12 protein-coding genes are annotated in these 12,944 nt (G+C 67.1%); 7 read left to right on the top strand and 5 right to left on the bottom strand.

Going from position 1 to position 12,944, the window contains the following annotated elements; genetic code table 11:
- The 4 genes from P3W85_RS28035 to P3W85_RS28050 form a co-directional block, all read left to right on the top strand.
- Window positions 1–539, top strand: a 539-nt coding sequence (locus P3W85_RS28035) for a TolC family protein (protein ID WP_276267148.1), incomplete at its 5' end; no start/stop codon positions are given.
- Window positions 540–560: 21 nt separating this feature from the next.
- Entirely contained in the window at window positions 561–1,718 is a 1,158-nt protein-coding gene (locus P3W85_RS28040) for an efflux RND transporter periplasmic adaptor subunit (protein ID WP_276267149.1), read from the top strand.
- A gap of 1 nt (window position 1,719) precedes the next feature.
- On the top strand, window positions 1,720–4,815 hold the full coding sequence (locus tag P3W85_RS28045; protein WP_276267150.1) for an efflux RND transporter permease subunit: 3,096 nt from the start codon (window positions 1,720–1,722) through the stop codon (window positions 4,813–4,815).
- A gap of 62 nt (window positions 4,816–4,877) precedes the next feature.
- Window positions 4,878–5,060, top strand: a complete 183-nt coding sequence (locus tag P3W85_RS28050; RefSeq protein ID WP_276267151.1) for a hypothetical protein — start codon at window positions 4,878–4,880, stop codon at window positions 5,058–5,060.
- 57 nt (window positions 5,061–5,117) lie between these two features.
- Here the strand turns inward: P3W85_RS28050 and P3W85_RS28055 are convergent, their stop codons facing one another.
- Entirely contained in the window at window positions 5,118–6,035 is a 918-nt protein-coding gene (locus tag P3W85_RS28055) for a LysR family transcriptional regulator (protein ID WP_276267152.1), read from the bottom strand.
- A gap of 194 nt (window positions 6,036–6,229) precedes the next feature.
- Between P3W85_RS28055 and P3W85_RS28060 the strand changes: the two genes are divergently transcribed.
- A complete protein-coding gene (locus P3W85_RS28060) occupies window positions 6,230–6,979 on the top strand; it encodes an SDR family oxidoreductase (protein ID WP_276267153.1) in 750 nt (249 codons plus the stop codon).
- Between the two features lie 357 nt (window positions 6,980–7,336).
- Window positions 7,337–8,185 (top strand): DUF3047 domain-containing protein, encoded by an 849-nt coding sequence (locus P3W85_RS28065; RefSeq protein WP_276267154.1) that lies wholly within the window; start codon window positions 7,337–7,339, stop codon window positions 8,183–8,185.
- A 289-nt stretch (window positions 8,186–8,474) separates the two neighbouring features.
- On the opposite strand, the gene pcaD is transcribed toward P3W85_RS28065, so the two are convergent.
- The 4 genes from pcaD to P3W85_RS28085 form a co-directional block, all read right to left on the bottom strand.
- A complete protein-coding gene (pcaD, locus tag P3W85_RS28070; protein WP_276267155.1) occupies window positions 8,475–9,260 on the bottom strand; it encodes a 3-oxoadipate enol-lactonase in 786 nt (261 codons plus the stop codon).
- Window positions 9,261–9,267: 7 nt separating this feature from the next.
- The gene (locus P3W85_RS28075; RefSeq protein WP_017224476.1) at window positions 9,268–10,251 is read right to left on the bottom strand and encodes a tripartite tricarboxylate transporter substrate binding protein; all 984 of its coding nucleotides are present in this window, start codon (window positions 10,249–10,251) and stop codon (window positions 9,268–9,270) included.
- A gap of 98 nt (window positions 10,252–10,349) precedes the next feature.
- The gene (gene catC / locus P3W85_RS28080; RefSeq protein WP_017224477.1) at window positions 10,350–10,628 is read right to left on the bottom strand and encodes a muconolactone Delta-isomerase; all 279 of its coding nucleotides are present in this window, start codon (window positions 10,626–10,628) and stop codon (window positions 10,350–10,352) included.
- Window positions 10,629–10,676: 48 nt separating this feature from the next.
- A complete protein-coding gene (locus tag P3W85_RS28085) occupies window positions 10,677–11,804 on the bottom strand; it encodes a muconate/chloromuconate family cycloisomerase (protein WP_276267156.1) in 1,128 nt (375 codons plus the stop codon).
- 114 nt (window positions 11,805–11,918) lie between these two features.
- On the opposite strand from P3W85_RS28085, the gene P3W85_RS28090 reads away from it, so the two are divergent.
- Window positions 11,919–12,815 (top strand): LysR family transcriptional regulator, encoded by an 897-nt coding sequence (locus tag P3W85_RS28090; protein WP_017224904.1) that lies wholly within the window; start codon window positions 11,919–11,921, stop codon window positions 12,813–12,815.
- The last annotated feature ends 129 nt before the right edge of the window (window positions 12,816–12,944 follow it).

Consider the following 12,944-nt stretch of genomic DNA (forward strand, 5'->3'; position numbering starts at 1 on the left):
GCGAGCACCCCAATGTGCGCGCCTCGCGCTTCCAGGTCGAAGCCGCCGAGAAGGGCGTGCGCCTGGCCCGCAAGGCCTACCTGCCCGACTTCCAGATCATCGGCACCTTCAACGGCAACAACCCGCCGCTGGGCTTCAAGCCCGCCAGCTACGGCATCGAGTTCGACATCATCATCCCGCTGTTCTTCTTCACCAAGGAGAAGTACGGCGTCGATGAAGCGGTCGCCAACAAGGTGGCCTCCGACGCCAACGACCAGTCGGTGCGCCAGCAGACCCTGCTGGCCGTCGATACCGCGCACAACAACCTGCGCCAGTCGGTCAACCAGGCCGAGTTCCTGCGCCAGCGCCAGTTGCCCGAGGCAATGACGGCCTACAAGATGGCCTTCACCAACTACGCCAACAACAACGCCGATTTCACCGATCTGCTCACCGCCAGCTCCGCGCTCAAGAACGCCGAACTGGCCGTGACGCAAGCCGAGTCCGAGGCTCGCCAGGCGTACTACACGCTGGCCGCCGCGGTGGGACGAGACAAATTCTGACGGCCGCGAGGCCTTGAACCTATGAACAAGAATCTGATGATCGGCGCCGGCTTCGTGGTGGTCCTCGCCGGCGGTATCTGGGGCGGCAAGTACTGGGCCCAGGCGCAGCAGGCGCAACAACCGCAACAGGCGCAGCCGGCCGGCATACCGCTCGCCAAGGCCCCGGCCGCCAAGCCGCGCCGCGTGCCTTCCCGGCTGACCCTGCCCGAGGGCGGCTTCGACCCGAACGCGGTCAAGTCCGCGGTGTTCAATATGCAGACCGTCGCGGTCGACATGCCCACCCCCGGCAAGCTCGCCTATAACGTCCAGCAGGCCAAGCTGGCCTCGGCCCGCGTGGCCGGCCGCGTCGAGCACATCCTGGTCTACGAGGGCGCCGTGGTGCGCCCCGGCCAGCCGCTGGCCGAACTGTACTCGCCCGAGTACATCGCCGCGCAGAACGAATACCTGCTCTCGCACAACGCCTATCACACCCTGAGCGGCAGCGGCCTGAAGGAACTGGTGGACGACGCCAGGCTCACCATGCAGTCGTCGGAGAACAAGCTGCGCGTGCTGGGCGCCACCCCTGAGGACATCGCCCGCATCCGCGAGCGCGGTACCGCCTCCGATACGCTGACCCTGCGCGCGCCGATCGGCGGCACCATCGTCAAGCGCGACATGGACCCGGGCTCCTACCTGAACGTCGGCGATTCGCTGATGAGCATCATCGACACCCGCTCGATCTGGTTCACCGGCAATCTCTACGAGAACGACATCAGGAACGTGCGCCTGGGCCAGACCATCGAGATCGAGACCCCGGCCTACCCGGGACGCCGCTACCGCGGGCGCGTCAGCTTTATCGCCCCCAACGTCGACGCCGACACCCACACCCTGCAGGTGCGCTGCGACGTGCCCAACCCGGACGGCACGCTCAAGCCCGAGATGTACGCCACCGCGCGCATCGTCACCGGCACCGCGCAGGCGCTGGTGGTGCCCCAGTCGGCCATCGTCAAGGACCAGGGCAAGCTCTACCTGATGACCCAGCCGGACGACAAGCACATCGAGCGCGTGGCGGTGCAGGGCACCCCCCGCAGCGACGGCACCTTCCAGGTCACCGAGGGCGCGCCCGCGGGCGCGCCGGTTCGCGTGGTGACGCAGGGCGGCATGCTGCTCAACGAAATGCTGCTCAAGCAGGAGGCCTGAGATGGTCTTCTCGCCCATCAGAAGCATCCTCAAGCGGCGCCTGGTCATCGTCTTCCTGGCCCTCGGCCTGCTGGCGTTCGGCGTGCTCAGCTTCCTGCGGCTGCCGCTGCAGGCCTATCCCGGCGTGGCGCCGGTCACCGTGCAGGCCATCACGCAGTGGCCCGGCCGCAGCACCGTGGAGGTCGAGCAGCAGATCACCATTCCCGTGGAGAACGCGCTGGCCAGCGTGCCGGATGTGCAGTCCTTCCGCTCGGTCTCGCTGTTCGGGCTGTCTGTTGTGACCGTCAAGTTCAAGGAAGGCGTCGACAACTTCAAGGCGCGCCAGAACTTCGTCACCTACCTGTCGCAGGCCAACCTGCCGCCCGGCGTGCAGCCCAACCTGTCGCCGGACGGCGACGCCACCGGCGAAATCCTGCGCTACCGCATCGAAGGCGATGGCATCGATGTCACCACCCTGAAGACCTACCAGGACTATGACATCTACAAGGAGATCAAGCACGTCTCCGGGGTAGCCGACATCACCGCCTTCGGCGGCAGGGTCAAGCAGTACCAGATCGTGCCGACGCCGGAGAAGCTGCAGGCCTATGGGCTCTCGCTCAAGCAGGTGGTGGATGCGGTGTCGAACGCCAACGCCAATGCCGGCGGCGGCCTGATGAAGGCCGGCGAGCAGCAGTTCGTGGTGCGCGGCGTGGGCCTGCTGCAAACGCTCGACGACATCCGCAACGTGACCGTCTCGGTCGCCAACGGCGTGCCGGTGCGGGTGCGCGACATTGCCGAGGTCCGGGTGGGCAATACGCCGCGCCTGGGCATGGTGCAGTTCGACCACCACGACGACATCGTCGAGGGCATCGTGCTGATGAAGCGCGACGAGAACGCCACCGAGGTACTGGCGCGGGTGCGCGACAAGATCGCCGACATCAACCAGAACGTATTGCCGAAGAACATCCAGGTCAAGACCTTCTACGACCGGCAGAACCTGCTCGACATCACCATGGGGACCGTCGAGCACGCGCTGTTCGTCGGCATCTCGCTGGTGCTGATCGTGCTGTTCATCTTCCTCGGCAGCTTCCGCGCCGCGGCGGTGGTGGCGGCGGTGATCCCGCTGGCCTTGTGCGTGTCCTTCATCAATATGGACCACTTCAAGGTGCCGGCCAACCTGATCTCGCTCGGGGCGATCGACTTCGGGCTGATCGTGGATGCGGCGGTGATCGTGATGGAAAACATCATGCGCCACCTGGAGGAAGGCGAGACCAACGTCGAGGACGGCATCGTCAAGGCCACCAGCGAAGTGCAGCGGGCCATGATCTTCTCCACCGGCATCATCATCGTGGCCTACTCGCCGCTGTTCTTCATGGGCGGGGTGGAAGGCATCATCTTCAAGCCGATGGCCTTCACCATGGGCTTCGCGCTGCTGGCCTCGATCGTGCTCGCGCTGACCTTCGTGCCGGCGGTGACCTCCTTCGTGTTCCGCGGCTCGCTGCGGCCGCACTCGCCGAAATTCATCGCGGTCATCCTGCGCGGCTACAAGCCGCTGCTGCGCAAGCTGCTGAAGAAGCCCGGCCTGGTGTTCCTGGCCGCCTTCATCGGCCTGGCCGGCACGCTGTACAGCTCGCGCTACCTCGGCACCGAGTTCCTGCCCACGCTGGAAGAGAACAACCTGTGGCTGCGCATCACGCTGCCCAATACGGTCGATCTCGATTACTCGGCTTCCATTGCGCGCGACCTGCGCGGCTATTTCCGCGAGCAGCCCGAGGTGAAAACCGTCTCGGTGCAGATCGGACGCCCGGACGACGGCACCGACTCCACCGGCGTGTTCAACCAGGAGTACGCGCTGTACTTCAAACCGCCGGCCGACTGGCCCAAGGGCGCCACCAAGCAGCAGGTGGTGGAACGGTTGTCGAAGCACCTGGATCGCATCCCCGGCATCGAGTACAACTTCTCGCAGTACATCCAGGACAACGTGAATGAGGCGCTGTCCGGGGTCAAGGGCGAGAACTCGGTGAAGATCTACGGCTCCGACCTGGTGACGCTGCAGGACACGGCCAAGGAGGTCGAGTCCACCCTGAAGAAGGTGCCGGGCCTGGCCGACGTGGGCATCTTCAAGGAGCTGGGCCAGCCCACGCTGAACATCACCGTGGACCGCGAGAAGAGCGCGCGCTTCGGCATGAACGTCAGCGACATCCAGACCGCGGTGCAGTATGCCGTGGGTGGCGACGACGTGACCAATATCCTGGAAGGCGAGAAGACCTTCGGGCTGTCGGTGCGGCTGCATGACCAGGCACGCAACAACCCGGACGTGATCGGGCGCCTGCTGGTGGACACGCCGGACGGCCAGCGCATCCCGCTGTCGATGGTGGCCAAGGTGGAGGCGACCGACGGGCCGTTCTTCGTCTACCGCGAGACGGGCAAGCGCTATATCGCCATCAAGTTCGGCGTGCGCGGGCGCGACCTGGGCAGCGCGGTGGCCGAGGCGCAGGAGAAGGTCGGCAAGGCGGTGACGCTGCCGGCGGGCTACAGCATCTTCTGGGACGGGCAGTTCAACCAGATGAAGATCGCGCAGAAGAAGCTGGCGGTGATCGTGCCGCTGACCATCCTGGTGATCTTCCTGCTGCTGTACAGCACCTTCGGCAACTTCAAGGATGCGCTGATGGTGGTGCTGAACGTGCCGTTCGCGGCCATCGGCGGCCTGCTGTCGCTGCACATCGCCGGAGAGACCCTGTCGATCTCGGCGGGCATCGGCTTCCTGTCGCTGTTCGGCATCGCGATCCAGGACGGGGTGATCCTGATCTCCTACGTGAACCGGCTGGCGCAGTCCGAAGACCTGCACGAGGCCGTGGTCGAAGGCGCGGCGCTGCGCTTGCGCCCGGTGGTGATGACCGCGATGCTGGCCGGCCTGGGCCTGCTGCCGGCGGCGCTGTCGCACGGCATCGGCTCGGAGGCGCAGCGCCCGCTGGCGCTGGTGATCGTGGGCGGCATGGTGACCACCACGCTGCTGACGCTGCTGGTGCTGCCGGTGGTGTTTGCCTGGGTCAACCGCAATCGCGGGCGCAAGGGCGGGTCCGACGCCGCCTCGCTGACGCCGGCCGAGGGTATCTGAAGCTGAACCAACCAGTGGCCGGCACGCCGCAAGGCGGACCGGCCTCGCAACGGGAGTTAGTCATGAATGCACGAAAGAGTACGGCTGTGGCAGTGCTGGCCGTCCTGCTTTGCGCCGGCATCGGCGCAGCCGGCGCCGCGTCGCCAAAGGCAGCGGCAAGCAGCAAATCACAATCGGCACAGTCCGCGCAGTCCGCCAAACAGGCCAACCGGAACTCGGTGCTGCCATCCAACGTCAAGAAATAAGCGGCGACAGGCACCAATCCATACGCCGCTGGCTAGCGGTGGCTAGCGGTGACGGGTTCAAGACTTTCTACCCGTCCCGTCCCCCGTCCCCGCCGTCTCGAATATCCCGCGCAACCACTGCGCAAAAACGCGCACCCGCGACGAGAGCTGGCGGTTCTGCGAGTACAGCACCGAGACCGGCATCGGCGGCGGCGGGAACGCCGCCAGCACCACCCGCAGGCGGCCCGCCTCCAGCTCTCCGGCCACGCGATAGCGCGGCACCTGCACCAGTCCCAGCCCGGCCACCGCCGACCCGGTGTAGAGATCCGCGCCGGTCACGGATACGGTTCCCCCGAGATACATCGCCGTCACGCGTCCGTCCACCGTGAACTCCAGCGGCACGGCCTTGCCGGTAGCGCTCGAAATGTAGTTGACCGCGCGGTGTCCCGGCAGCGCCTCCAGCCCGGACGGCTCGCCGTGGTGCGCCAGATAGCCGGGGCTGGCCACGGTGACCTGCTCCAGCAACGCCACCCGCCGCCCTACCATCGACGAATCCTGCAGGTTCCCCGCGCGCAGCACACAATCGATTCCCTCCCGCACCAGGTCGACCAGGCGGTCGTCCTCGCCGATGTGGACGTCCAGGCCGGGATACCGCGCCAGGAAATCCGGCAACGCCGGCACCACGAAATGCCGCGCCAGCGTGCCCTGCAGGTTCACGCGCAACAGTCCCTTGGGTGCGGCGTTCCGGAACGCGCCTTCGGCTTCCTCCAGGTCGGCGATCAGCCGCACGCAACGGCGGTAATACGCCTCGCCGTCGTGGGTCAGCCGCACCGTGCGCGTGGTGCGCTCCAGCAGCCGCGCGCCGAGCCGTTGCTCCATGCGCTTGATCAGGTTGGTGATGGTGGCGCGGGGAATCCCCAGGTCCCCGGAGGCCTGGGTAAAGCTCTGGCGCTCGGCGATGCGCACGAAGGCCTGCATTTCCTGGAATCGGTCCATAGGATCTGAAGTGTCGTAGGCGCTGCATGGGCAGATGCCGCCGCGTGGCCCGGCGAGCGGCCGCCTGCCTCGCCTTCCCATTATTGTTAATGTCAATGGAGCAATGATATCAAGCTACCGACGATTATCCGTTCACCGGAATGATCCATGATTCGTTTCACCAACCCGGCACACCACCTGAAAGGAAACGCATCATGAACCCCACCAACATCGCCAGCAGCAAGGTCGCCATCGTTACCGGCGCCTCCCGCGGCATCGGTGCCGCCGTGGCGCGGCGCCTCGCGCAAGACGGCTTCGCGGTAGCGCTCAACTACGCAACCGGCTCGGCACATGCCGACGCCCTCGTGGCGGAGCTGAAGGCGGCCGGCGCGTCAGCCATCGCGGTGCAGGCCGACGTCTCGAAGGCCGGCGACGTGCGCCGCATGTTCGAACTCACCGAGCGGGAACTGGGCAAGGTGGACGTGCTGGTCAACAACGCCGGCGTGCTGAAGACCGTGCCGCTGGCCGACACCAGCGACGCGCTCTACGACCAGACCTTCGACATCAATGTGCGCGGCACCTTCAACACCCTGCGCGAAGCGGCCGCGCGGCTCAACGACGGCGGGCGCATCGTCAACTTCTCCAGCACCACGCTGGCGCTGAATATGCCCGGCTACGCCGTCTACAACGCCACCAAGGCAGCGGTCGAAGCATTCACCCATGTGTTCGCCAAGGAACTGCGCGGCCGCGGCATCACGGTGAACGCGGTGGCGCCCGGCCCGATCGCCACCTCGCTGTTCCTCGACGGCAAGACCGAAGAACAGATCCGGGCCTTCGCCAGCATGCCCCCGCTGCAACGTCTCGGCCAGCCGGAAGACATCGCATCGGTCGTGTCTTTCCTCGCCGGCCCCGGCGCCGGCTGGGTCAACGGCCAGATCCTGCGCGCCAACGGCGGCGTCGCCTGAGCCCGCCACGACACCGAAGGGGAACGATCATGAACAACGCTAGCCGGCAAGCCATCCTGCTCACTGGCGCAGGCACCGGCCGCGGCGGGCCACATCGTCTACGCGACGATGCGCGGCATGGCAGGCCGCAACCGCGACCAGGCATCGCTACGTCAGGCAAATCGGGCGCGCCGGGTTCGGCGCGATGATGGCCCAGGGCTTTGCCTTCGACAGACACCCCGGTGAACACCGTCCGCAAACCTCGCCTTAGGGTGGTCATGCGGACGGTCGGCAACGTACGGCTCACGCAAACGCGCGGTCGGCTGCCTACAATGGAAGCCTTGGAAACAATGCTGTCGCCCGTCAGGCAAACCGATCATGACCACGCTTCCCGGTTCGAAGCCCCTCCCCGGTGCGGCGGCACGCCCGGCCCCGCGCGGCGCGTCCGGCGCCGGTACTGCTGGCGCCGGCATACTGGCCGGCCTGCTGATATGCGGCTCGCTGATAGTGCCCGCCGCGCCCGCCCAGGCACAGGCCTCGGCGGCCTCGGCGGCGGCGGCGGCAGTGGCGCCTGGTGCCGTATTCTCGGCCGGCACGCCCGGCGGCCCATTGCCGGCGGCATGGAAAAACCTCCCGGTCGCGCACGGCAAGGCGTTGACCCACTACAGCCTGGTGGCGGACGAACACGGCACGGTGCTGGAGGCCGACGCCGTCGCCTCCGCCTCCGCGCTGATGCACCGGGGCAACGTCGACCTGGAAGCCACCCCGCAGCTAAGCTGGCGCTGGAAGATCGAACACCCGATCGACAATGCCGACAACAGCATCGCTGCGCAGGAAGATGCCCCCGCACGGCTGATCTTCGTGTTCGACGGGGACAAGGAAAAGCTGTCGTTCGGCGACCGCACCGCCATCCAGCTCGCCAGGACGCTGGCGGGCGAGGACCTGCCCTATGCCACGCTGATGTACATCTGGTCCAATACCGCGCCGATCGGCTCGGTCATCGACAACCCCCATACCTCGCGGGTCAAGATGATCGTGGTCTCGGGCGGTCCGGAAGGCGCCGGCAGGTGGCTGTCCCTGAGCCGCAACGTGGTGCAGGACTACGAGCACGCCTTCCACGAGAAGCCCGGCAGGGTCACCGCCTACGGCCTGCTTACCGACACCGACAACACCGGCGCGAGCGCGCGGGCGTGGTATGGGGATATCCACTTCGGACCGGCGAAATAGTCGAGATGCATAGTCGGGATGAGGGGCGGCAGGCTTGCGTGGCCCGCGCCTGTGTCTTGATTCACCACGAAGCGACCGGGCACATCGGTGGTGGCGGCACCACCTGCCGCGCACGGACAGTGCCAGAGCGCTATTCCTATTCCGGATGCAACGCCCCTATCGTGACCGCTGACAAGTGAATGTCGGCCGCGCGCCTTGCGGCCTGACGGAACACAGGCGCGGCAAGCCGCGGGACAAGCAGGCCGTGGTGCGCTTCAGACAACGCACAACGGGATCGACATCCCCTGTATCACCCTGCCAGGAAGCCGCACACCGCATCCGCAAATGCCTGCGGCTGCTCCCAGTTGGACAGGTGGGCGCCGTCCAGTTCCACGTAGCGCGCACCGGCGACGCCATCGGCCACCTCGCGGCCTTGCGCCGGCGTGGTGGCCAGGTCGTGCGTGCCGGCGATCACCAGCACCTGGCTGGCGATGCGCGGCAGCAGCGGGCGCAGGTCCGCATCGCGCACGGCGGCGCAGTTGGCCGTGTAGCCTGCCGGCGTGGCATCCAGCAGCATCTGCCGTACCGGCGCGATACGCGCGGCGTTGGCGGCCAGCCAGCCGGCGCTGAACCAGCGCGCCAGCACGGCATCGACGATGGCCGCCATGCCCTGCGCGCGCACCGTCTGGATGCGCGTGTCCCAGCCGCTTGCCGGCCCGATCAGCGCGGCGGTATTGGCCAGCACGAAGCGATCGAAACGTTCGGGATGGTGGGCCGCCAGCCATATGCCGGTCATGCCGCCCATCGACAGCCCGCAGAAATGCGCGCGCCCGATGCCGGCGTGGTCCATGATGGCCAGTACATCCCGTCCCAGTTCGGCAAACCCGAACGGCTCGGCCGAGCCGGGCAGGCTGGAGCCGCCGTGGCCACGCGTGTCGTAGCGCAACACGCGAAAACGCGTCAGCAGGCTGTCCATCTGCGGCGCCCACATCTGCAGGTCGGTGCCCAGCGAGTTGGACAGCACCAGCACAGGCGCATCCGCCGCGCCCTCGATCCGATAGTGCAGCGCGGCACCCTGGTGAAATGCAGTGGTCATGTCGGTCTCAATCCGCGTGGATGCCGCGTTCGCGGATCAGCTTGCCCCATTTTTCGGTCTCGGCGGCGAGGTGCTTGCCCAGTTGCGCGGGCGTGCTGCCGATCGGCTCGGCGCCGATGCCCGCCAGACGGGTACGCACCGACGGCTTGGCCAGCGCGTCCACCATGGCCTGGTTCAGGCGCGCCACCACGGCGGGCGGCGTCCTGGCCGGCACGAAGGCGGCAAACCAGGGCGACAGCTCATAGCCCTTGACGCCGGCCTCGGCCATGGTCGGCACGTTGGGCAGCGCCGACGAGCGCCTGGTGGTGGTCACCGCGATCGGCGTGAGCTTGCCCGCGTCGATATGCGGCTTGGCCGAGGTGATGCTGTCGAACATATAGTCGACCTGGCCGCCGAGCAGGTCCGTCATGGCCGGGCCACTGCCCTTGTACGGCACGTGCAGCATCTTGACGCCGGTCAGCGAGGTGAACAGCTCGCCGGCAAGGTGGATGGAGGTGCCGTTGCCGGCCGAGGCATAGGTGTACTTGTCCGGCGTGGCGCGCGCGGCGGCGATCAGGTCGGGCACGGTGGCAGGCAGTTTCTTGGCCTTGCTGGTGACCAGCACATTGGGCACCACGGCCAGCAGCGAGACCGGTGCGAAGTCCTTCACCGGGTCATAGCTGAGGCGGCCGTACAGGGCGGGGTTCACCGCCATGCCGTTGGCCACGATGATCAGCGTGTAGCCGTCGGCGGGCGAACGCGCCACCATCTCGGCACCGATATTGCCGCCGGCGCCGGGGCGGTTTTCCACCACGATGGACTGACCCAGCGTCTTTGACATTTCCTGGCCCAGGGTACGGGCGATATTGTCCATCGCACCGCCGGCGGGGAAGGGCACGATCCAGCGGATCGGGCGGTCGGGATAGGTGTCGGCATGGGCCGACGGCAGCACGGCCAGGGTGGCCAGCGCACAGGCGCAGGCGGCCCATGCGCGCAGGAATGACAAGCGCATCGAAGTCTCCTCCAGTTGGAGTGAAGTGCAATCGCGGCCATCGTGGGCCGCGGCGGGTTTTAGTAGCCTTCGTCTTACGGTATGACGGGCCTACGGTGTTACCGGATCGACGATGGATGCCGGGCCAGCGGCGTGACATGGATTTCCATGTACGGGAACAGCGGCAGGCCGGACAGCATGGCGTGCAGTTCGTCGTTGGATTCGGCATCGAAGACGCTGTAGTTGGCGTACTCGCCCACCACGCGCCAGATATGCGGCCATTTGCCCTGGCGCTGCAGGTCCTGCGAGTACGCTTTCTCGCGCGCCTTGATCTCGTCTGCCAGCGCCACCGGCATATCGGCCGGTATCTTCACGTCCATTCTCACCAGAAACAGCATGCTTGATTCCTTGGGTCCAGGTTGGGTCGGGATCGCGGCGAGCGCGCCTCAGGCGGCGCGGTCGCGGCGGTAGTGGGCCAGCTTGTCTTCGTCCAGCGTCAGGCCCAGCCCCGGGCCAGCCGGCAGGTGCAAGGCGAAGTCGCGGTACTCGGGGCGTGCCGTCACCACATCATCCTTGAGCAGCAGCGGGCCGAACAGCTCGGTGCCCCAGGCCAGCCTCGGCAGCGTGCAGAAGCCGTGGGCGGCGGCGATGGTGCCCACGCTGCCCTCCAGCATGGTGCCGCCGTAGAGGGCGATGCCGGCGGCATCGCCCACCGCCGCGGTGCGCAGCATCTCGAAGATGCCGCCCGACTTGGCGATCTTCAGCGCGAACACGTCCGCCGCGGCCAGCCGCGCCAGTTCCATCGCGTCCTCGGGGCCGCACACGGCCTCATCGGCCATCACCGGCACCACGAAGCGCGCCGCCAGCCGCGCCAGCGCGCCACGCTGCTCGCGCGGCACCGGCTGCTCGATCAGGTCGACCCCGGCAGCTTCCAGCATGGCGATGCCGGTGGCGGCATCGGCCTCGTTCCAGGCCTGGTTGACGTCCACCGTGACGCGGGCGCGGTCGCCCAGCGCGCGCTTGATGGCCGACACATGGGCCACGTCGTCGCGCACCGGGCGGCGCCCGATCTTGAGCTTGAAGGTGTTGTGGCGGCGCGCTTCCAGCAGGGATTCGGCCTCTTCGATGTCGCGTGCGGTGTCGCCGCTTGCCAGGGTCCACAGGCAGGCCAGGTTCGGACGCACCGCACCGCCCAGCAGTGCCGCCAGCGGCAGGCCCAGGCGCTTGCCCTGCGCATCCAGCAGCGCGGTCTCCAGCGCCGACTTGGCGAAGCGGTTGCCACGCGCCACCGAGCCCAGGCGCTGCATGGCGGCGTGGATATTGCAGGCATCGATGCCGGCCAGCGCGGGCGCCAGATAGGTATCGATGGTCAGCTTGATGCCTTCGGGGCTTTCGTCGCCGTAGCTCAGGCCGCCGATGGTGGTGGCTTCGCCAATGCCCTCGATGCCGTCGCTGCAGCGCAGCCGCACGATCACCAGGGTCTGGCGCTGCATGGTGGTCATGGCCAGTTGGTGGGCCCGGATGGTGGGCAGGTCGACCAGGATGGCTTCGACGGAGGCAACGGTTGCTTTCATGCTGTGTCTACCAGGTATGGAATACGCTGGGAGGCAGTATGTGGCTTGACATCCGTGGTGTCCAAGACCGAGTATGTCCCGATCAATACCTTTTGAGTATGAAAGGACCGTCACATGGAGCTTCGCCACCTGCGCTATTTCCAGGCTGTCGCGGCCGAACTCAACTTCACCCGCGCCGCCGAACGCCTGCATATCGCCCAGCCGCCGCTGTCGCGCCAGATCCGCCAGCTGGAGGACGAAATCGGCACCGTGCTGCTGGACCGCTCCTCGCGCACGGTGAGACTGACCGAGGCCGGGCGCTTCCTGCTGGAGCAATCGCTGCAACTGAACCAGCGCATCGAAGAGATCGTGGAAGGCACGCGGCGTATCGGCCGCAATGAAAAGCGCTGGTTCGGCATCGGCTTCGTGCCCTCGGTGCTCTACGGCTTCCTGCCCGAGCTGATCCGCCTGGTGCGCGGATCCGATGCGGCGCTGGAGGTGGGCCTGTCCGAGCTGACCACCGTACAGCAACTGGAGGCACTGAAGGCCGGCCGCATCGATATCGGCTTTGGCCGCATCGTGCTGGACGACCCCGCCATCACCCGCTCGGTGGTGATGGCCGAGCCGCTGGTGGTGGCCGTGCCCCGCGGCCATGCGGCGCTGGGCCGCGCCCCGATGACGCCGGAGCAACTGGCGGCCCACCCTTTCGTGCTCTATCCCGCACGGCCCCGGCCCAGCTATGCCGACCACGTGCTCGCGCTGTTCCGCACCCAGGGCCTGCAACTGCGCGTGGCGCAGGAGGCCAACGAATTGCAGACCGCCATCGGCCTGGTCGCCGCCGGGCTGGGTATCTGCCTGGTGCCGGCATCGGTGCAGCGGCTGCACCGCGACGACGTGATCTATATGCCGATCCATGCACCCGGATTTACCTCGCCGGTAATGATGAGCTATCGCAGCGACGACCGCTCGCCGCTGCTGGCCGAAGTGGTGAAACGGGTCGGCGAACTGGCGGGCATGCCGCCGCCCGCCTGAAAAAACGGTGCCGGCGGCAGGAAAAACCGGCCTTATCCCACGAATGGGTGATGCGCGCGATGCCATCGGTTTGTACAGTGCACAAACAAAAAAGGATACGGGGAAATCGTGCCACCGATGCACACAGGG

It is taken from the genome of Cupriavidus basilensis (assembly GCF_029335485.1).
GTDB lineage: Bacteria > Pseudomonadota > Gammaproteobacteria > Burkholderiales > Burkholderiaceae > Cupriavidus > Cupriavidus basilensis_E.

Coding starts and splice junctions, on each gene's coding strand:
- P3W85_RS28065 (WP_276267154.1), top strand. CDS start 7,337: ATGACCACGCTTCCCGGTTCGAAGCCCCTCCCCGGTGCGGCGGCACGC.
- P3W85_RS28085 (WP_276267156.1), bottom strand. CDS start 11,804: ATGAAAGCAACCGTTGCCTCCGTCGAAGCCATCCTGGTCGACCTGCCC.
- P3W85_RS28050 (WP_276267151.1), top strand. CDS start 4,878: ATGAATGCACGAAAGAGTACGGCTGTGGCAGTGCTGGCCGTCCTGCTT.
- P3W85_RS28045 (WP_276267150.1), top strand. CDS start 1,720: ATGGTCTTCTCGCCCATCAGAAGCATCCTCAAGCGGCGCCTGGTCATC.
- P3W85_RS28090 (WP_017224904.1), top strand. CDS start 11,919: ATGGAGCTTCGCCACCTGCGCTATTTCCAGGCTGTCGCGGCCGAACTC.
- P3W85_RS28075 (WP_017224476.1), bottom strand. CDS start 10,251: ATGCGCTTGTCATTCCTGCGCGCATGGGCCGCCTGCGCCTGTGCGCTG.
- P3W85_RS28055 (WP_276267152.1), bottom strand. CDS start 6,035: ATGGACCGATTCCAGGAAATGCAGGCCTTCGTGCGCATCGCCGAGCGC.
- catC (WP_017224477.1), bottom strand. CDS start 10,628: ATGCTGTTTCTGGTGAGAATGGACGTGAAGATACCGGCCGATATGCCG.
- P3W85_RS28040 (WP_276267149.1), top strand. CDS start 561: ATGAACAAGAATCTGATGATCGGCGCCGGCTTCGTGGTGGTCCTCGCC.
- pcaD (WP_276267155.1), bottom strand. CDS start 9,260: ATGACCACTGCATTTCACCAGGGTGCCGCGCTGCACTATCGGATCGAG.
- P3W85_RS28060 (WP_276267153.1), top strand. CDS start 6,230: ATGAACCCCACCAACATCGCCAGCAGCAAGGTCGCCATCGTTACCGGC.